The 19362-nt window shown below is 70.6% G+C and carries 18 protein-coding genes; 2 read left to right on the plus strand and 16 right to left on the minus strand.

Annotation, left to right across the window (positions count from 1 at the left end; genetic code table 11):
• Positions 1–8: 8 nt before the first annotated feature.
• Both AORI_RS78570 and AORI_RS78575 read right to left on the minus strand, forming a co-directional pair.
• Positions 9–2018, minus strand: a complete 2010-nt coding sequence (locus tag AORI_RS78570; protein WP_016337771.1) for a DUF6779 domain-containing protein — start codon at positions 2016–2018, stop codon at positions 9–11.
• A gap of 69 nt (positions 2019–2087) precedes the next feature.
• Positions 2088–2549: a DUF3180 domain-containing protein gene (locus AORI_RS78575; protein WP_016337772.1), complete on the minus strand. Its 462-nt coding sequence runs from the start codon at positions 2547–2549 to the stop codon at positions 2088–2090.
• A gap of 60 nt (positions 2550–2609) precedes the next feature.
• Here AORI_RS78575 and AORI_RS78580 point away from each other — a divergent pair, with 60 nt between their 5' ends.
• A complete protein-coding gene (locus AORI_RS78580; protein ID WP_016337773.1) occupies positions 2610–3551 on the plus strand; it encodes a MerR family transcriptional regulator in 942 nt (313 codons plus the stop codon).
• A 41-nt stretch (positions 3552–3592) separates the two neighbouring features.
• Here AORI_RS78580 and folK read toward each other — a convergent pair whose 3' ends face one another.
• The 13 genes from folK to dacB all read right to left on the minus strand — a co-directional run bounded on the left by folK (position 3593) and on the right by dacB (position 17125).
• Positions 3593–4081: a 2-amino-4-hydroxy-6-hydroxymethyldihydropteridine diphosphokinase gene (folK, locus tag AORI_RS78585; protein WP_016337774.1), complete on the minus strand. Its 489-nt coding sequence runs from the start codon at positions 4079–4081 to the stop codon at positions 3593–3595.
• Positions 4078–4437 (minus strand): dihydroneopterin aldolase, encoded by a 360-nt coding sequence (gene folB / locus AORI_RS78590; RefSeq protein ID WP_016337775.1) that lies wholly within the window; start codon positions 4435–4437, stop codon positions 4078–4080. The genes folK and folB overlap by 4 nt, the downstream gene beginning before the upstream one ends.
• Entirely contained in the window at positions 4430–5272 is an 843-nt protein-coding gene (gene folP, locus AORI_RS78595) for a dihydropteroate synthase (RefSeq protein WP_016337776.1), read from the minus strand. Before folP ends, folB begins: the two co-directional genes overlap by 8 nt.
• The gene (gene folE, locus AORI_RS78600; protein ID WP_016337777.1) at positions 5269–5883 is read right to left on the minus strand and encodes a GTP cyclohydrolase I FolE; all 615 of its coding nucleotides are present in this window, start codon (positions 5881–5883) and stop codon (positions 5269–5271) included. Before folE ends, folP begins: the two co-directional genes overlap by 4 nt.
• A complete protein-coding gene (gene ftsH, locus AORI_RS78605; protein WP_016337778.1) occupies positions 5852–8269 on the minus strand; it encodes an ATP-dependent zinc metalloprotease FtsH in 2418 nt (805 codons plus the stop codon). Before ftsH ends, folE begins: the two co-directional genes overlap by 32 nt.
• Before the next feature lie 189 nt (positions 8270–8458).
• The gene (locus AORI_RS78610) at positions 8459–9292 is read right to left on the minus strand and encodes an ESX secretion-associated protein EspG (protein WP_016337779.1); all 834 of its coding nucleotides are present in this window, start codon (positions 9290–9292) and stop codon (positions 8459–8461) included.
• A gap of 184 nt (positions 9293–9476) precedes the next feature.
• Positions 9477–10271, minus strand: a complete 795-nt coding sequence (locus AORI_RS78615) for an ESX secretion-associated protein EspG (protein WP_016337780.1) — start codon at positions 10269–10271, stop codon at positions 9477–9479.
• Between the two features lie 65 nt (positions 10272–10336).
• Positions 10337–11710: a WXG100 family type VII secretion target gene (locus tag AORI_RS78620; RefSeq protein WP_016337781.1), complete on the minus strand. Its 1374-nt coding sequence runs from the start codon at positions 11708–11710 to the stop codon at positions 10337–10339.
• Between the two features lie 17 nt (positions 11711–11727).
• Complete coding sequence (locus AORI_RS78625; protein WP_016337782.1) at positions 11728–12093, minus strand: hypothetical protein; 366 nt, start codon at positions 12091–12093, stop codon at positions 11728–11730.
• Positions 12094–12237: 144 nt separating this feature from the next.
• The gene (gene hpt / locus AORI_RS78630) at positions 12238–12801 is read right to left on the minus strand and encodes a hypoxanthine phosphoribosyltransferase (protein ID WP_016337783.1); all 564 of its coding nucleotides are present in this window, start codon (positions 12799–12801) and stop codon (positions 12238–12240) included.
• Between the two features lie 13 nt (positions 12802–12814).
• Positions 12815–13789 carry a tRNA lysidine(34) synthetase TilS gene (tilS, locus tag AORI_RS78635; RefSeq protein ID WP_016337784.1) on the minus strand — a complete coding sequence of 325 codons (975 nt, stop codon included), beginning with the start codon at positions 13787–13789 and terminating at the stop codon, positions 12815–12817.
• Positions 13786–14814, minus strand: coding sequence for a zinc-dependent metalloprotease (locus AORI_RS78640; RefSeq protein ID WP_016337785.1), 1029 nt, complete (start codon positions 14812–14814; stop codon positions 13786–13788). Before AORI_RS78640 ends, tilS begins: the two co-directional genes overlap by 4 nt.
• A 274-nt stretch (positions 14815–15088) precedes the next feature.
• On the minus strand, positions 15089–17125 hold the full coding sequence (dacB, locus tag AORI_RS78645; protein WP_123798683.1) for a D-alanyl-D-alanine carboxypeptidase/D-alanyl-D-alanine endopeptidase: 2037 nt from the start codon (positions 17123–17125) through the stop codon (positions 15089–15091).
• 152 nt (positions 17126–17277) lie between these two features.
• On the opposite strand from dacB, the gene AORI_RS78650 reads away from it, so the two are divergent.
• Positions 17278–17796 (plus strand): inorganic diphosphatase, encoded by a 519-nt coding sequence (locus tag AORI_RS78650; protein ID WP_016337787.1) that lies wholly within the window; start codon positions 17278–17280, stop codon positions 17794–17796.
• Between the two features lie 191 nt (positions 17797–17987).
• Here the strand turns inward: AORI_RS78650 and AORI_RS78655 are convergent, their stop codons facing one another.
• On the minus strand, positions 17988–19256 hold the full coding sequence (locus AORI_RS78655) for a serine hydroxymethyltransferase (protein WP_016337788.1): 1269 nt from the start codon (positions 19254–19256) through the stop codon (positions 17988–17990).
• Positions 19257–19362: the final 106 nt, after the last annotated feature.

The raw sequence follows: 19362 nt of genomic DNA on the forward strand, positions 1-19362 counted from the left end.
GGATCCGGTCAGTCTTCGGCGCGCCGCCTGCGCCGCGGAGTGGATTCGTTCGCGCCGTTGGCGGCGAGCAGGTCCATCACCGAGCGGCCGGACGCGTGCGAGCCCGCGTCGGAGGTCTCCGGACGGCTGTGCGACGAGCCGTTGCGGGACGGCGTCTCGTCGTCCGGCTTCGCCCGCCTGCCGCCGTGACGGCCGCCGCTGGACTCGGCGGCGGCGCTCTGCCAGGCCGGGGGCTCCCCATCGGGACGACGGCGACGGCCGCCACCGGTGGGCTCCGGGACGTTCGGCGCCGGGGTGATCGAGACCGAGGAGTCCTCGGCGGCCCGGCGACGGCGTCCGCCGCCACCGCCCTGCGCCAGCCGGATCTCTTCGGGCAACGTCGGGTTCACCGCGGGCGGCTCCTCCACGGGCGGGGAGCTGTGCCGCGACGGCGCCTCGGCGGCCGGACGGCGCACCGGTTCGGGCTCCGGCTGCCGCACCGGCTCGGCCCGGCGGGGTGGCTCGGACACGGCCGGGATCGACGGCGGGGTCGGCGGCTCCGGTTCGCGACGCGGCTCCGGCCTCGGCTCGGGGCGCGACTGGGCGGCGGCGGGCTGGGGCTTGGCAGGCGGCGTGGGACGCAGCCGGTCCTGGAAGTCGTCTTTCCGGGGGAACGCCGCGCTCAGATCGGAGACCGGACGCTCCTGCGTCCACGACGGCTTCCACTCGCCGGTGGCCTCCATCGGCTCCGGCGTGGCGGGCTTGTTCGCGGGCGGCGGCGTACCACCGGCCGGCCGCGACCGCTCGACCGGCTTCATCCCGGGGCGGGTCAGGCCGAGCTCGCGGTTCGGCCGCGGACGGTCCGGCTCGACCTTCTTGACCGGCTTCGCCTGCGCCGGGGGCTTCACCGGCGGCGTCTGCTTCCGGGTCTGCTCCTCGGGCCGCGCAGCGGGAGGACGCTGCACGGTGCCGGCGTCGAGCCGCTGCTGCAGCGAAGACTGCTGCGGGCGGCGGGGCGGTTCGTTGCGCGGGGGCTCCGGACGCTGGGGCTGCCGGGCGATGGTGGGCATCGACGGCTGCGAAACCTCGGCGCGCGACACCCCCGGCATCGACGGGCGGGACACCTCGGCGGGCGTCACCGGCGGCGGGGTCTTGCGCGGGGCGTCGACCCTCGGCATCGGCCGGGAGACCTCGGCGGGCGACATCCCGGGGTTCGACATCTCGAGCCGCTCGCGGCGGGCGGCTTCGGCGGCGAGCGCTTCGGCCGCCTTCGAAGCGCGGGCGTCCGCCTTGCGCATACTGCGGCGAGTCGACTCGTCGACCGGCTTCGGCCGCTGGACCTGATTGCTCTGCCCGTACCCGTTCGTGCCGTTGACCTGGCCATTCGCCGGTTTGCGGCGGGCGGCGGGCGGGGTGCCCGCCCGCGCGGAAGCGGGTTCGAGGACGCGGTCGATCATCTCGGTCGGGCGCTCGCGCTCGCGCTCACGCTCGTCGACGTCGATCGTGGTGCTCTTGGCCGCCATGAGCTGGGGTTTGCCGTTGCCGTTCTCGGACCCCGCGCTCATCAGCTGCTTGTTGTCGAGGGACCGCATCCGGGTGGCCTGCGCGGTGAGCGCGACGCGTTCGAGGAGCACCTCGCCGCCGAAGAGCGACTGGAGGCTTTCACGCAGGGCGCTCACCTCGGCTCTGAGCGCTTCGAGCTCTTCCTGGGAACGGCTCTCGGCGGCCTGCCGGGTCTCCGCCTCGATCTCGAGCTCGAACTCGCGGCGGGCGGCGATCTCGCGTTCCAGCTCCAGCTCGTAGACGGCCTGCGCCTCGGCGACGGCGTCCTCGCTCTGCGACACGTGTTTGCGGTAGCGGACCGCGAGGAACGCACCGATCAAGGCGGCCCACAGCGCCGCGACGATGCCCAACCGCAAGTAGCGGAGGTCGTCGGAAAGCACCAATGCGAGAGTCGCGCCGACGGCGAGAACCAAGCCGACGACAAGCCACGGCCTACCCGCAAGGCGGCCGCGCGAGTCGTCACCCACCCCGGTCATGCCCAACACCGTACCTTCTAGTAATCCGAACGAGACCTAGTCGGTACTTCGAGCGGTGGCTCTCGCGCGTTAACCGGTCGGCTCGGGATGGCTGTCCCGATCACCGCCCTCGGGGGTCCGGCAGCAGTGTTCGAGCCATAAAGCCGCAGCTACCAGCGCCACCGAGCTGACGATCCCGACCGTCGCCGAGCGGAGATCACCGCTCGCCGCGAGGAGTTCGTCACGTCGCGGAAAAAGATACGCGAAAGCCGCCAGCCAGACCCCCGTCATCACGGATCCGGCGAGCGACGAGGCCTTCGCGAGGGCCACCGATCGGGCGACGGAGATCGCGGAGAGCACGCGGTTGCTCTTGATCCGCGCACGGATGATGAAGGCGAGCACGGCCTCGCAGAGCGCGAGGACGAGCAGCGTGATTCCGGCGAAGAGCGGAAGCGCGGGGATGGAGCCGTACGCGACCTGGAAGAGCAGATAGGCCAGGACCAATCCCAGGAGGCCGGCCACCGCCAGCTCGCGTGGCCGGGTGAAGTGCATGGTCCAACGCTACCTGGCAGGCTTGACTCTCCACCAACTGGAGAGTCGACGATGAAGCATATGGGCACCGCAGCGGTTTTCACCATCGGGGAGCTGGCCAAACGGACCGGCCTGCCGGTGAAGACCATCCGCTTCTACTCCGACGAAGGGCTCTTGCCCCCGACCGGCCGCACCGATTCGGGCTACCGCCTCTACGACGCCACCGCGATGGCGCGCCTGGAGCTGGTCCGGACGCTGCGGGAACTCGGGCTGGGTCTCGCGGACGTGGAGCGGGCGCTGACCAGGGAAGCGACCATCGGGGACCTCGCGGTCCAGCACGTCGCCGCCCTGGACGAGCAGATCCGGCGGCTGGAACTGCGCCGCGCGGTCCTGCGAGCGGTGGCCAAACGGGACTCACCACTGGAGGAGGTCGAACTGATGAACAAACTCGCGTCGATGTCGGACGAAGACCGCAAACGTTTGCTCGACGAGTTCTGGGCGGACATGGTCGAAGGGCTCGATCTGGATCCGGAGTTCTACGAGCGGATGCGCTCGGCGAAACCGGAACTGCCCGACGACCCGACGCCCGAGCAGCTGGAGGCCTGGATCGAGTTCGCCGAACTCGTACAGGACGACGAGTTCCGCGCGTCCATCCGCCGGATGAGCGAGTGGCACTCACAGCTCCGGAAGCAGGACGGGGCGGACTTCGGCGCGAAGCAGCAGGAGCTGTGGACGGCGTGGAGCGCGAAGGCGACCGAAGCGCTCGAAGCCGGCCTCGCGCCGGACTCGCCCGAAGGCCGGGAGCTGGCGGAGACGATCTTCACGCAGTCTTCGCGCAACGGCCGGGACCCGCACGACCCCGCCTGGCGGAAGCGGCTGACCGACGGGATGGCGATCAGCTCCGACCCGCGAGCCGAGCGGTACTGGCTACTGCTGGGGAAGATGAACGGCTGGCCGTCGTTCCCGTCGCAGATGCGGCAGGCCGAGTGGATCATCGCCGCCCTGCGCTCCGCGCTCGCCTAACGCGCGTTTAGTCCTCTGAATGCGCAGGTCGACTACCGCATTCAGAGGACGAAATGCGTGAGGCGGACGGAGTCGCGGTCCGAGGCGGGGCGGGCCGCGAGGAGGTCGGCGACGGGACCGTGACCGGGGAGCACCGCGTCGGGCTCGATCTCCAGCCAGGGGATCAGCACGCTCGCGCGCTCCGGCGTGCCGGGATGCGGCAGCAGCAACTGGGGGTCGTCGGAGCGAACCCCGTCCACGGTCACTATGTCGACATCCAGCGTGCGCGGACCCCACCGGAGTTCGCGCACGCGCTCCGCCGCCTGCTCGGCGGCCTGCCCGGTGCGCAGCCAGTCCCAGTGGTCGCGCGCCGGGTCGTCGACCAGGACGACGGCGTTGAGGAAGTCCGGCTGGTCCTCGACTCCCCAAGCCTTGGTCTCGTACACCGACGACACCGCGACGACCGCGGGCCGGACCGCGTCGACGGCGGACCGGAGGTACGCGAGCCGGTCACCCAGGTTGGAGCCGAGCGAGAGCAGCGCGCGGCTCATCGTTCGCGTCGCACCGTGACGGCGACGTCGTCGAAGTTCAGCGGGATCGGCGCGGACGGCTTGTGCACCGTCACCTCGACGGCGGTCAGCCGCTCGTCGCGCAGCACCTCTTCGGCGATCTTCCCGGCGACACTCTCGATGAGGTCGTACGGCTCACCCGCCACGATCCCGGCGGCGAGTTCGGCCAGTTCGCCGTAGTGCAGCGTCTTGGTCAGGTCGTCGGACGCGGCGGCAGGACCGAGGTCCAGCCACACCACGATGTCGACGACGAACTCCTGCCCGTCCCGCTTTTCGTGGTCGAAGACCCCGTGCCTGCCGAAGACCTTCAATCCGGTCAACGTGATCCGGTCAGACAACGGGACTCCCCTTCCGCCAAGCCGCCGCGACGGTCACGGCGTCGATGCTCGCGCCGACCTCGTGCACCCGCACACCCCAGGCACCGGCCGCCGCCGCGAGCGCGGATACGGCCGCGGTCGCGTTCTCCCGGCCGGCCGGCGGAGCGGGCTTTCCGTCCTTTCCGGACAAAAGCCGCCCGAGGAACCGCTTGCGTGACGCGCCGACGAGGACCGGAAAACCCAGTGACAGAAAGGAATCCAGGCCGTTCAGCAACGCCCAGTCGTGCTCGGCGTTCTTCGCGAAACCCAGCCCGGGGTCGAGCACGATCGCGCTGCGATCGACGCCCGCAGTGAGCGCTTCGTCCACTCGGGACAGCAGTTCGGCACGCACGTCCGCGACGACGTCCTCATAGGACGCCAGCGCGTTCATGTCCTTGCTGTGCCCGCGCCAGTGCATCAGTACATACGGGACACCGGTCTCGGCGGCGACCTTCGCCATGTTCGGATCGGCCAGCCCGCCGGAGACGTCGTTGATGACGGACGCGCCCGCCTCGATCGCGGCGAGGGCGACCTCGGCGCGCGTGGTGTCCACCGACATCGCGATACCGTCGGCGGCGAGCGAGCGGATCACCGGCATGATCCGGGAAATCTCGGTCCCGGCGTCCACCCGGGACGCTCCCGGCCGCGTCGACTCCCCGCCGACGTCGATCAGATCCGCGCCGCGCGCCCACATCTCGTGCGCGTGCTCCAGTGCCTGCTCGACGCCGAGATAGCGGCCCCCGTCCGAAAAGGAATCCGGGGTGACGTTCAGGATGCCCATCACCGCACACCGGCCGGGCCGGGGCAGGGCGGTCATCGACGGCCCTTGATCAGGTCCAGCGCCTCCGCCCGCGAGGACGCCGAAGACTGCAGCAGCCCGCGCACGGCGGACGTCGTCGTCCTGGCGCCGGGTTTGCGGATCCCGCGCATGGCCATGCAAAGGTGTTCGGCCTCGACCACGACGATCGCGCCGCGGGGCTCGAGTTTGCGCATGAGCGCGTCGGCGACCTGGGAGGTGAGCCGCTCCTGGACCTGCGGGCGCTTGGCGTAGAGGTCGACGAGGCGGGCCAGTTTGGACAGGCCGGTGACCTTGCCGTGGCCGTTCGGGATGTAGCCGACGTGGGCGACACCGTGGAAGGGCACCAAGTGGTGTTCACAGGTGCTGAACATCGGGATGTCCGTCACGAGCACGAGTTCTTCGTGTGCCTCGTCGAACGTGCGGTCCAGGACGTGGTCCGGTTCGGTGTAGAGGCCGGCGAACATTTCCCGGTAGGCGCGAGCGACCCGGGCCGGGGTCTCCAAGAGACCGTCCCGGTCCGGGTCCTCACCACAGGCGAGCAGGAGTTCGCGTACGGCTTTCTCGGCCCGGTCCTGGTCGAAGACCGGGCTTGCGCCGTTACCGCTTGGTGTCGTCCTGTCCGTCGTCACGCCGTTGCTGTCCTTCGTCCTGCTGACCGCCGGGCTGGTCAGCGAACCAGCCGTCGCGCGGGCGGTCTTCGGCGGGACGCCAGGGCTGGTTCGGCTGGCCGCCCGGCTGCGTGGCCGGGGTCCATCCGGGAGGAGCCCCGTAGTTCGGCGGGCCGCCTACGGGCCCACCCTGGTAACCGCCTGCCGGTCCGCCCGGCTGCTGCCCACCATATGCCTGGGGCCAGTGACCGGTGCCGTTCGGCCCGCCGTTGGGGCGACCGCCGTTGGGGTAGGCGCCCGGCGGCGGAGGGGCGTACGGGTTGGCGTTCGGGTCCGGCGGCGGGGCCGGCTGCGTGTACGGCGGGCCGCCGGGAAGGTCGCCGCCGCCCTGCGCGGTGCCGACCGGGGTCGGCGCCGGCTGCAGCACGGGCTGCTCCTTCTTCTCCTCCGGCGGGGGCCACGGCTCGCCGCGCTCCATCGCCAGCTCGCCGGGGGTCTTGATCGGCGGCTTGTCGGACGGCTTGCGGTCGCCGAACTCATTGAAGATGGTGATGTGCGGGCGCTTCTCGACGGTCGCGAAGATCCGCTCGAGGTCCTTGCGGGTCAGCGTCTCCTTCTCGAGGAGCTCGATGACCAGCTCGTCCAGCACGTCGCGGTAGGTGCTCAGCACGTGCCACGCCTCGGTGTGCGCGGTCTCGATGAGCTTGCGCACCTCCTCGTCGATCTCGTGCGCGACCTCCAGCGAGTAGTCCGCCTGGCGGCCGGCCGAGCGGCCGAGGAACGGGTCGCCCTGTTCCTGGCCGTACTTGACCGCGCCGAGCCGGGCGCTCATGCCGTATTCGGTGACCATCGCGCGGGCGATCTTCGTCGCCTGCTCGATGTCGGAGGAGGCACCGGTGGTGGGCTCGTGGAAGACGAGCTCCTCCGCGGTCCGGCCGCCCATCGCGAAGACCAGGCGCCCGATCATCTCCGAGCGGGTCATCAACTCCTTGTCGTCCTCCGGGACGAGCAAGGCGTGCCCGCCGGTGCGCCCGCGCGGGAGGATCGTCAGCTTGTAGACCGGCTCGATGTCCGGCATCGCCCACGCGGCGAGCGCGTGCCCGCCCTCGTGGTAGGCCGTGATCTTCTTCTCCTTCTCGGAGATGATCCGGCTCTTGCGGGCGGGGCCGCCGACGACGCGGTCGACGGACTCCTCCAGCGCGGCGTCGGTGATCACGTGCCCGTTCTGGCGGGCGGTGAGCAGCGCGGCCTCGTTGAGGACGTTCGCCAGGTCCGCGCCGGACATGCCGACGGTCCGCTTGGCGAGGCTGCTCAGGTCGGTGCCCTGCGCGATCGGCTTGCCCTTGGCGTGCACCTCGAGGATCGCCTTGCGGCCGCGCATGTCCGGCGCGGACACCGGGATCTGGCGGTCGAAGCGGCCGGGGCGCAGGAGCGCCGGGTCGAGGATGTCGGGGCGGTTGGTCGCGGCGATCAGGATGATGCCGCCGCGCGCGTCGAAGCCGTCCATCTCGACGAGGAGCTGGTTCAGCGTCTGCTCGCGTTCGTCGTGGCCGCCGCCGAGGCCGGCGCCGCGCTGGCGGCCGACCGCGTCGATCTCGTCGACGAAGATGATGCAGGGCGCGTTCTGCTTGGCCTGCTCGAACAGGTCGCGGACGCGCGAGGCGCCGACACCGACGAACATCTCGACGAAGTCCGAACCGGAGATCGTGTAGAACGGCACGCCCGCCTCGCCGGCGACGGCGCGCGCGAGCAGCGTCTTACCGGTACCGGGCGGCCCGTAGAGCAGGACGCCCTTGGGGATCTTCGCGCCGAGCGCCTGGTAGCGCGCCGGGTTCTGCAGGAAGTCCTTGATCTCGTACAGCTCTTCGACGGCCTCGTCGGCGCCCGCGACGTCCCCGAAGGTCGTCTTGGGCATGTCCTTGTTGAGCTGCTTGGCCTTCGACTTGCCGAAGTTGAGGACGCGGTTCCCGCCGCCCTGGGCGTTGTTCATCATCCACATCAGCAGGCCCAGCACCAGCGCCAGCGGAATGGCGAAGATCAGGATCTGGGTGAGGACGTTCTGCTGGGTGACCTTGGTGGTGAACTTGACCGGGTTGTCACCGCTCTTGAGGCCGATGAGCTGGCCGTAGATGGTGCCCGCGACGTTCGCCGGGTACTGGGCGATGATCTGGTCGACCTGCTGGCCGTCGACCTCGATCTTCTTGTTCAGCAGCAGCTTGATCTGCTGCTCCTTGTCCTCTTGCGAGGCTTCCTTGACGTTGTTCGCGGTGATCTGCTGGTTCGCGATCGAGATCGGCACCTGGGTGTAGCCACGATCACTGTCGAAGATCGTGTTGTATGCGAGAAACGCCAGTACCGCCGCGAGAATCCAGAGCACTGGGTTCCTGAGCACGCTCTTCCGGTTCATACGACTCGGCCCTGGTGGCCTCGACCCTTCCTGGTTGGGCGGCTCCTGTGATACCCGCCATCACGATCTTGACGACCCATGGTGCTCCGACACCCGCCCCTCAGGATACCGCCCGCCTGGACGGATGAGGGTGGTGAGCCTCTCGGACGTAAACGGCGGACGCCTCGTGAGGGTTCCCGGAGCGGGACCCTAGCGTGTGTCGACCGCCACACCGGCGGCCATTTCACCCAGCCGCATGCGGAGTGTCTTGACGTCGGCGGGCGAGACGGTGACCCACTCGCGGCCGTCCGGGCCGGCCTGTGACGTGCTGAGATACCGGCCGCTGGCGGTGTCGAACCAGCCGAGGACCCGGGATCGCTGCTTGGCACCGACGTGGGACCGGCTGTTCGCTGCCAGCTGACCGCCGCGAAGCCTCGGCTGGCCGGTGAGCTTGCCGAACGCCTCACGCGGGTCCGCGGTGATGCGTTCACTGAGCGAGACACGCGGCTTGTCCTTGCGGCGGCTCTTCGCCGCTTCGGGCTCTTCGGACTGCTTCGTCGCGTTGATGGCGGCGCGGATCGGCTCGGTGCGGCGGGCGTCGTCGATCGGCAGCGTGATGGACGCCTCCGAACCGCGCTGCCCCGGGGGCAGCAGGTCGACGACCGCGGTCGGGAGCCCGTCGGCGGGCGCCTCGCGCAGCCAGATCCCGGACTGGTCCTGGATCGCGATCACCCCGTCGCGGCCGTCGGTGGCGCCGAGCACGGCGATTGTCGGGGCCTGGAAATCGGGGATGTGCAGCGCGTCGATGGTCAGCGAACCGCGGGCGAGAAGGTACAGCCAGTCCTCGATCTTCCGCTCCAGCCGCCCCCGGCCGTCGCGGATGCCGCGGGCCTGGAGCTCGTTGTCGACGCGCTGGCGCAGCGCCCGGCGTTCGAGCTCGGTCGCGCCGTGCGACCGGACGCGCAGCGGGTACGGCAGGTCGCCGAGCTCGGCGGACTCCCAGAGGAAGTCGAACGCCATCGGCGTGAAATGTTCCTGGTGCATTGCTCCGTGCCCTCCCGGCACCTCGGCTTCTGGGCCTCGGGACGCCCAGCGGGTTCACGATAGCGAAGGGGTACGACAGTCGTCGTCCGGATGCGCTAAGTGCCCGGGTCGCCAAACGTCATGAAAGGGTCGTTCAGGACGAAAAATGTCAGGAAAGACCCTTTCATGACATTTCGAAGAGGGGTCAGCGCGCGAGGGAAGCCTCGGAAGCGATCCTCCCCAGCATCTCCGTGAGCCGGTGCCGCAGCGTCGCCGGATCGGCGGGCGCGATGGTGATCCAGTCCCGGCCGTCGGCACCGCGGGTGGCCTGGGTGAAGTACCGGCCGGACTGCGTGTCGAACCAGCTCAGCACCGAAGACCGGCTCCGCGTGCCGTGCTTGCTGCGCGCGTTCGCGCCGAACTGGCCACCGCGAAGCCGCGGCTGCGCCTGAAGCCGCGAGAGGGCTTTACGGTCCTCGTCGGACGTCGCGGTGCCGTCGATCTGCGGCTGGCGACGCTGGAGGAAGTCCGCCCCCGAAGCGCCGACGAGCCCGTCCAGCGGGAGGGTGATCGACTTCTCCGTGCCGCGGCTGCCCGGCGGCAGGAGGGAGACGATCGCGCTCGCGAGGCCGTCCGGGGCGATCGGGTGCAGGTGGAAACCGCGCGGATCCTGCACCGTCAGCAGGCCTTGGCCACCGAGCACTGACGCGACCGCGAGCAGCGGTTCGGTGTTGGGGTTGTTGAGCTGGACGCAGTCCAGGCTCAGGTCCGGCCGCGCGAGGACACCGAAGTAGTCCTCGATATGCGGCTCGGGACGTCCGCGCTCGTCGGCGAGGCGGCGCTGGTTCAGCGACTGGAGCGTCTGCGTCCGCAGGGCCCCGCGCTCGTCCATGGTCGCCCCGTGCGAGCGGAGCCGCAGCGGGTACGGCAGCTCTCCGGCGTTCGCGCTCTCCCACAGGAAGTCCAGCTCGACCGGCGTGAGCAGCTCACCGTTCGCCATCTTCGGCCCCCAAACAAGTCAGCGGGCGCGCGGCCGGATCGGCCGCGCGCCCGGTGAAAACCGTTCTAGCGTTCGTCGTCTTCGGTCCAGGCGCCGATGACCGGCGGCGGGGTCGCCTCGTTGGCGCCGAAGGCGTCGTCCGGGTCCGGCTCGATGAGGAACGACGCGTGCGTGTGCTCCTCTTCCTGCTCGGCCTGCGCGCCGTGGGCGCCCATGCCCATGCCGCCGCCCATGCCGTGCATCGGCGGGGTGGCGCCGGCGCCGATGGTGCCGCTGGAGGACACGATGCCCTGCTGCGGCACGGCCTGGGACGCGGCGCTCTGCGCGGGCCCGCCCTTCTCGGTGGCCGCGGCGTCGGTGCTGTCGGTGTCCTTGGAGCCGGACTTGTTGCCCTGTCCGAGCGCCTTGGCACCGGCGTAGCCGAGGCCGCCGCCGAGCGCGGCCGCGGTGAGGGCCTGGCCGAGCCCGTTGCCGCCGCTCGCCGGGGCGTGCGGGGTCATCGGGGCACCGGCGCCGGAAGCGACACCGGCGCCCGGCGCGACACCGGCGGCCGGGACGTTCGCGGCGGGGGTGTAGCCGGCCTGCGAGAACACGCCCGTGTCCGGGCCACCGTGGACCGGAGCCGCGCCGCTGCCCTGCGCGCCGCCGTAGCCGTGCGTGCCGGCGAGGACGGGGGTGCCGGAGACGGCGCCGGAGTTGAGGCCCCCGGAGGCGATGTTGCCGACACCGCTGAACGAAGCGCTGTTGTGCGTGGCGGTCGGCTTCATGCCGAGGGATTCGGGGCCGAAGCTCGGGGTCGAGCTGTCGACCTCGCTCATCTCCTTGGTGTAGGCCTCGAGGAACCTGGCCTGCTCCGCCCGCACTTCCTTGTCCTGGTCGGCGAGGGGCTTCTGGTCGGTGATCATGCCGACCGGGCCCGCCGCCAGCGCCTGGCCCATGGCCTTCTCGGGGCTGTAGTCGGTCGGCTTCGGCATGAGCTTGACCTTGGTGGCGGCGTCGGCCTGCTTCTGGAGTCGGTCCGACATCGTGTGCGCGGCCTCGGAGGCCTGCGAACCCGAGTTCGCGATGGCGACCAGCGAACCCTGCGCGGCCGCCGCGCCCTGCCCGATCCAGGCGGAGCCCAGCTCGGAAATCGCGTTGTAGAGGTCGTTCGACGCCTGGCTCAGCTTGCTGCCGTGCGAGCCCCAGGACTGGCTGATCGCGGTCGCGGTGCTGGGGTCGTTGCCGAGGTTGGCCTGGTTCCACAGGTCCTGGCTGCTCGGGGCGCTTTCCCAGTTCGGCGGGTTCGTGATCGCGCGGTCGGCGCCGATGTCGAAGCCGTCGGAGCGGCCTCGCGCGGCCGACACGATGTTGGCGGCGTCCGTGTTGTCGCCGAGCTGGACCGGCGTGCCGCTGGTGTTGCTCTCGCCGTAAGAGTCGGCGCTGTGCTTCGGTGGCATGGCTTTCTGACTCCCCCTCAGACGTTCCGGAACGGCTCGGCCGCGGCCTGGTCGATCTCGTGGTAACGGGCCATCGCGGTGACGATGCCGGACTCGGCCGCCTCGTACTGCTGGTAAAGGTTCTGGAGGGCGGCGGTGTAGGAGTCACCGCCACCATCGGCACGGTTCGCGACCTTCGCCGCGATCGCGTTGCCGACCGGGTTGTTGCCCAGCTTCGGCGCCTGGCCGAGGTCGCCGGCGCTCTGGAGCAGCGCCTCGACGGCGTCCTTGCCGGTGCGGATCTTGTTCAGTGCGGTCTGGGCCGCGTCCGGGTCGATCCCGACCTGCCCCTGAGCCGCGGCGTTCTTGAACGCGTTCGCGTCCGCCAGGCTGCTGTTCCCCATCTGAGCTCTCTCCGTTTCCCCCGGGCCAGGCCACGACGGCTTCGTGGCAAAGGTCTTCGCATAGGTTAACGCACTTGATCGCAGCTTATGACGTGTTCGCCGCGCTCAGGGTTCCGCATTCCCCCGCGAACGGGCAAGCGGTTCTCAGGACGTGTAAACGTGCGGATCCAGGGTGCCGATGTAGGGCAGGTCCCGGTAACGCTCCGCGTAGTCCAGGCCGTATCCGACTACGAATTCGTTGGGGATGTCGAACCCGATGTACTTGACCGGTACGTCGACCTTGACCGCCTCCGGCTTGCGCAGGAGCGAGACGACCTCCAGCGACGCCGGGTTCCGGCTCGCGAGGTTCTTCAGCAGCCAGGACAGGGTCAGCCCGGAGTCGACGATGTCCTCGACGATGAGCACGTCGCGGCCGGCGATGTCGCGGTCGAGGTCCTTGAGGATCCGCACCACGCCGGACGACGACGTCGCCGAGCCGTAGGAGGAGACCGCCATGAACTCGAGCTGGGAGGGAAGGGGGAGCGCCCTGGCGAAGTCGGTCATGAACATCACCGCGCCCTTGAGCACGCCGACGAGCAGGAGGTCTCCCTGCCCGGAGCCGGGGCCGTCGGCCGGGTAGTCCGCGGCGACCTGTGCGGCCAGCTCGGCGATCTTGTCGTTGATCTGCTGCTCGGTGACGAGCACGGAGGCGATCTCGCCTTCGTACACGGGACGTTCCCCTCTAGGTGGTGGACTGGGGTGCTTCGAGCAAGAGCCTGCCATGCGCCCGCTTCGCCACCAAGTCGCCGGGTAGCCAGACCCCGCCCTGACCCCGCCAGTTCCCCACCAGCGCGTCGACCGAACGCAGATGGGCGTCGGTGAGTTCGCGGACCCCGGAGTCGAGCAGCCACCTGCGGAGGACGCGTCGCCGCAGCGCGGGCGGTTCGGTGGCGAGCACCGCGACGTCGAGTCCGTCGCCGGTGAAAGCCCGCAGGTGGACCTCTCCGGCGAGTGTGTCCAACGCCTCGGTGTCCTCGCGCAGTTGCGCCGCCGTGCGGGCGAGCGACGCCGCGACACCGCCGGACAGCACCTCCTCCAGAAGGGGCAGTACTTCCGTCCGTAACCGGACACGGGTGAACCGCGGGTCTTCGTTGTGCGGGTCCTGCCACGGGTCGACGCCGAGCGCCGCGCAGGCCCGCCGGGTGGTGGCGCGGGTGACGCCGAGCAGCGGCCGTCCCCATGGCGGGTCGAGCGGCCGCATCCCGGCCAGCGAGCGCGGCCCGGAACCGCGGCCGAGGCCGAGCAGGACCGTTTCGGCCTGGTCGTCGAGGGTGTGGCCGAGCAGGACGAGGCCGTGCGCGCCGGGCAGCGCCGAGCGCAAGGCGCCGTAGCGGGCCCGGCGGGCCGCGGCTTCCGGTCCGCCCGCGCCCTCGACGCGCACCTTCAGCACTTCGGCGGTGTCGGCGCCCAGCTCTCGCGCGGTGCTCGCGGCCCGAGCTGCGGTTTCGGCGGAACCGTCCTGGAGGCCGTGGTCGACGACGAGCGCCCGCACCTTCAGCCCCGCCCTGCCGCCGGTGAACGCGGCCGCCTCGGTCAGGGCCAGGGAGTCCGCGCCGCCCGAGACCGCGACGTACACCTCGTCGCGCGGGCTCGCCGACGCGAGGAACTCCCGCACGGCCGTCCGCACGGCCGCGATCGCGGGATCCGGTCCGCTCACCCGTGCAGGCGCCGCACCCAGGCCGCGGGATCGCTGATCTCGGCCCTGGTCGGCAGCGTGTTCGGCGACGTCCACACGGCGTTGAAGCCGTCCATGCCGACGGCGTCGACGACGTGCTTGGTGAACTTCGCGCCTTGTTCGTACTGGCGGAGCTTCGCGTCCACGCCGAGCAGGCTGCGCAGCACGCGGTCGATCAGGCCGCCACCCTTGCGCCGGGCGGTGAACCGCGAACGGATCAGCTCGACGCTCGGCACCACCTGCGGCCCGACGGCGTCCATCACGAAGTCGGCGTGTCCCTCCAGCAGCGTGGAAAGGGCCAGCAGCCGGTCGAAAACCGCGCGTTCGCTCGGCGACTGCAGGAGTTCGGCGAGGCCGGCGCCGCCAGCCTTGCCCTTGCCGATCTGCTTGATGGTGTCCGGCAGGCGGCCGACCAGATCGCTCAGCCCGTCCGCGTCCCGGCCGGCGAGCCCGCCGATCAGGCGCTCGACCTCGTCGGCGAAGTAGTCGCGCAGCCAGGTGACCGCGGTGAACTGCAACCGGTGGGTGCATTCGTGCAGGCAGACCCACAGCCGGAAGTCGTGCCCCGGCACGTCCATCGCGCGCTCGGCGGCGACCACGTTCGGCGCGACGAGCACCAGCTGCCCGGCGCGGTCCGGCCCGCCGAACGGGTCGTACTGCCCGAGCACGCGGGAAGCCAGGAAGGCGAGCACCAGCCCGGTCTGGACTCCGGCGCCACCGGCCAGCACGGGCGCCAGCGGGCCGCCCTGCGCTTCCGGCAGCGCGCGACCGGTGAGCGCGTCGAGGCCCGCCGCGGCCGAACGGACCCAACCGGGCCTGTCGACGACTTCGGCGGGCAGCAGCGGCAGGTCGAGGCCAAGCCCGGTCAGCTCGCGGACGTGCTCCTCGGCCTCGCTCGTCAGGTCACGTAGCTCGGCGACGGCCTTTTCGGCCTCTTCGCGGTCGACCACCGGACCGCCACGCACCAGGAGGGCGCCCGTCGAGGCGGCCAGGGACCAGTCGACCATCGAACGTGTCTTGGTCGGCGTTTCCTCAGTCACTCTTACGACGCTACCCGCTGGGAGACCGGTTTCCGTCCCGACTTCCTCACGCTCCGGTTCCGGTCGCTCACCGGGAGACGGTGGCGGAGCAGATGCGAACAACCGAAGGCCGACCGACTACGACGTGAACCCGCCCGCCGAAGGCTCCGCGATCGCGGCGGCAGGGCGCCCCGAACGCACGACGCCGGGGAGACGAAAAGTGCGCCCTGGCGACGCGATCGCGGTCGCGGGTTCACCGAAATCATCTGCAGCCGCACTTGTGCAACGTAGCCGCGACGACGTCGAGCGCGGCCCTGCCCTTGTTCTGGTCCGAACCGGACGACATCAGCGCGAACACCAGCATCCGGCCGTCGGTGTCCAGCACCACGCCCGCGAGGGTGTTCACCCCGGACAGCGTCCCGGTCTTGCCGCGCACCCAGCCCCGGCCCGCCGCCGACGCCGGGTCGCCGTAGCGCTTCTCCAGCGTCCCGCTGCCGCCCGCGACGGGGAGGCCCGCCAGCAGCGGCCGCAGCTTGGGCGTCCTCGGGTCCTTGCCGTCCGGCGCCGCCGCGACCGCGAGGATCTCGCTGAGCACCTTGGCCGGGATCTTGTTCTGGTCGGACAGTCCGCTGCCGTCGTTGATCTGGACCCCGGTGAGATCGAATCCGGCCTGCTTGAGCACGTCCATCGTCGCGGTCGCGCCGCCGGTGAACGACGGCTCGGCGCCCTTCGCGAGCGCGAGCTGGCGGGCGAGGACGTCGGCCATCAGGTTGTCCGAGAGCTGCAGCAGCGAGTTGGCGAACTCGGTCAGCGGCTGAGACTTGACCTCACCGAGCACCTTCGCGTCCTTCGGCGCCGTCGTCGTACCACCGGCCTGGGCTTCGAGCTTCCCCGCGATCTTCTGGGTCAGCGCGGCCGCCGGGTTCGCCACGCGGGGTGAGTGGTCGTTCTTCGGGTCGGTGCGGCCGCCGTCGGCCATCACGGGGAGGACCGGCGCCATGTAGGTGTTCCCGGCGGCGGTGTCCTCCGGGTCCCAGCCCTTCGCCGACGTCGGCCCCTTGAACAGGCTGATGTCCAGCTGGACCTTGGAGATCTTGCCGCCCACGGCCTTCTTGACCTGGGCGACGAGGTCGTCGACGTGCGCCGCGCCCGGGTACAGCGGCGAATCGGTGCCCAGCGGCAGCGCGGTCAGCGAGGGGTCGCCACCGGCGACGAGGACGACCGTGCCCGGCTCGGCGCCCTGGACGATCTTCGTCGAGAACTGCGTCCCGTGCTCCATCGACAGCAGCGCGGCCGCGACGACGAGGATCTTCGTGGTCGACGCCGGGGTCAGCGGGGTGCCGGAGTTCTTGTCCCACAGGACTTCGCCGGACGCCGCGTCCACGACGGTGCCGGTGAGCGTGCCGAGGTCGGCGGCACCGGCGGGGCCGGCCAGCGCGGCCGCGAGCCCTTCCTTCGTCGGCCCGGCGCCGTTGATGTCCGGCCCGTGCAGGACCCGGGTGACACCGGCGGGTTTGGGGATCTCACCCTTCGGCGCGTTCGGCGCCCAGGGCAGGCCGAGCCGGTTCGACACCTTCGGCATCGCGGCGGCGCCGCCCATCCCGGCGAGCAGCAGGACGACGACCAGCGTCGTGATCAGCAAGGCCTTGCGTTTGCGCTTCGGCTTCGGCGCGGGCGCGGATTCGGCCTCGCCGGCCGGGGGTTCTTGAGAAGGCGGCTCGGGCTGCTGGATCCCGACGGTGGCTTCGGAGTCGAAGCGCTCTTCGGCGGGCTCGATGCGGACCGGGCGCGCGTGCATGGTCGCGGACGGGACCGGCGCGGGAGCCGGAGGATCGACCCGGCTCGGCTCGGGACGGCGCGGCGGATCCTGCGGGGGTTCCGGCCGCGGCTCGGGTCTCGCGAGCTCATGCTCCCTCGCCGGCGTCGCGGTTCCCCGGTCGAACTGCTCCCAGTCGGGCTCATCGGTTTGCCGTGGCTGGACAGGCTGGACGAAGACCGTCTTCGGCGCTTCCGGCTCGACGGGAGTCGCCGGCTCGAAGGCGGACCACTGCGGCGTCGGGGTCTCCGGGACGTCCGGCTCCTCCTCCACCTCGACGACGGGCTGGAACCAGGAGCCACTTTCGGGTGTGACCTTCGGCACTGCCAGCTCTTCGGTCTTGCCGTTCGCCAGACCCGACATCGGCAGCCAGACGGTGGCCTCTCCCTCCCCCTTGGTGCCCTTGGGCTCGGCGGATGAGGTGTCCTTGTCGTCCGACGGCCACATCGGGACATCGTTTTCCGGCACGCAACACTCCTTCATCCACCGTCCGGGGAAGGGGCCAAGCTCACATACGACCACATCGATGCGACCGCCCGGGCCCCCGTGGTCCACACTAGTGAAGACAAGACGATGATTTCGGTGAGCCGTCCGCGACGGCGGGGCGTACCAAAGACGAGAGCAGCGAGGCCGGCGTGGAATTCGACGTCACTATCGAAATCCCCAAGGGGGAGCGCAACAAGTACGAGGTGGACCACAAGACCGGTCGGATCAAACTCGACCGGACGCTGTTCACCGCCACGCAGTACCCCGCCGACTACGGGTTCATCGACGACACCCTCGGCCAGGACGGCGACCCGCTCGACGTGCTGGTGCTCGTCCAGGAGCCGACCTTCCCGGGCTGCCTGATCCGCTGCCGCGCGATCGGCATGTTCCGGATGACCGACGAGAAGGGCCCGGACGACAAGGTCCTCGCGGTCCCGACGAACGACCCGCGGCTCGAGCACCTCCGCGACATCCACCACCTGAACGAGTTCCACAAGCTCGAGATCCAGCACTTCTTCGAGGTGTACAAGGACCTCGAGCCGGGCAAGAGCGTCGAGGGTTCGACCTGGGTCGGGCGTTCCGAGGCCGAGGCCGAGATCAAGCGTTCGCTCGACCGTGAGACCGACCGGCTGGCCAAGGAGGCCATCGACGGTCCGGCGGCTCACTAGTCACTTAAGCACCGAAGGGGCCCTTCACCGCATCGCATGCGATGAAGGGCCCCTTTGCGTCTCGTCCGCCGGATCACGCGTGTCGTCCGTCCAAGCTCGCGTGACGTCCGTCCAGTCACGTGACATCACCGGTGCTGCGCCTCGTGAGTGGTAAGGACGGTTAGAACCGTCCTTACCACTCACGAGACCGTCTACGCCGCGTAGCCCGGGATCGGGAACGGCGCCAGGAACTCGCGGATCTCGGCGGCGATGGTGTCCAAAGCGGACTGTTCCCCGCCGGCCGCCGCGGTGATCGTGCGGTCGATCCACTCCGCCACCTTGACCTGGTGCTCCGGCTCCAGCCCGCGGGTGGTGATCGCGGAGGTGCCGAGCCGGATGCCGGACGGGTCGAACGGCTTGCGCGGGTCGAACGGCACGGTGTTGTAGTTCAGTTCGATCCCGGCGCGGTCCAGCGCCTGCGCGGCGGGTTTGCCCGGCACGTTCTTGTTCGTCAGGTCGATCAGCAGCAGGTGGTTGTCGGTACCGCCGGACACGAGGTCGTAGCCGCGCTCGACCAGCGCCTCCGCCAGCGCCCGCGCGTTCGCGACGATCGTGTGCGCGTACTCGGAGAACTCCGGCTTCTGCGCCTCGCCCAGCGCGACGGCGATCGCGGCGGTCGTGTGGTTGTGCGGGCCGCCCTGCAGACCGGGGAACACCGCCTTGTCGACGGCCTTCGCGTGGTCGGCGTCGGAGAGGATCATCGCGCCGCGCGGGCCGCGCAACGTCTTGTGCGTGGTCGTGGTGATGACCTGCGCGTGCCCGACCGGCGACGGGTGCGCGCCGCCGGCGACCAGCCCGGCGATATGCGCGATGTCGGCGACCAGCACGGCGTCGACCTCGCGCGCGATCTCCGCGAACGCCGGGAAGTCGATGGTGCGCGGGATCGCGGTGCCACCCGCGAAGATCAGCTTCGGCCGGTGCTTCAGCGCGAGTTCGCGGACCTGGTCGAGGTCGACGCGGCCGGTCTCCTTGCGGACGCCGTAGCGGACCGGGGTGAACCACTTGCCGGTCGCGGACACGCTCCAGCCGTGCGTGAGGTGGCCGCCGTCCGGCAGCGCCATGCCGAGCACGGTGTCGCCCGGCTGCGCGAAAGCCAGGTACACCGCGAGGTTCGCCGGGGAGCCGGAGTACGGCTGGACGTTCGCGTGGTCGACGCCGAAGACGGCCTTCGCCCGTTCGATGGCGAGGTTCTCGACCTGGTCGATGAGCTGCTGGCCTTCGTAGTACCGCTTGCCCGCGTAGCCCTCGGAGTACTTGTTGGTGAGGACGGTGCCCGTGGCCTCGAGTACGGCCTGGGAAACGTAGTTCTCGGACGCGATCAGGCGGATCTTGTCGTGCTGGCGTTTCGCCTCGTCCTCCACGAGCCCCGCGATCTGCGGGTCGGCGGCGGCGAGCGCGGAAAGTTCGGGCTGGTGTGTCATCGGACGTACTCCTGCCAGAGACGGCCGGACCCAGGCGCGCGGTACCGGCCTCGTCGTCGCTTCCCGGTGGTGCTCCACCTCAAATGGCGCCAGTCGCTGGTGCGGA

The sequence above is a fragment of the Amycolatopsis keratiniphila genome (assembly GCF_000400635.2).
In the GTDB taxonomy this organism is placed as follows: Bacteria; Actinomycetota; Actinomycetes; order Mycobacteriales; family Pseudonocardiaceae; genus Amycolatopsis; species Amycolatopsis keratiniphila.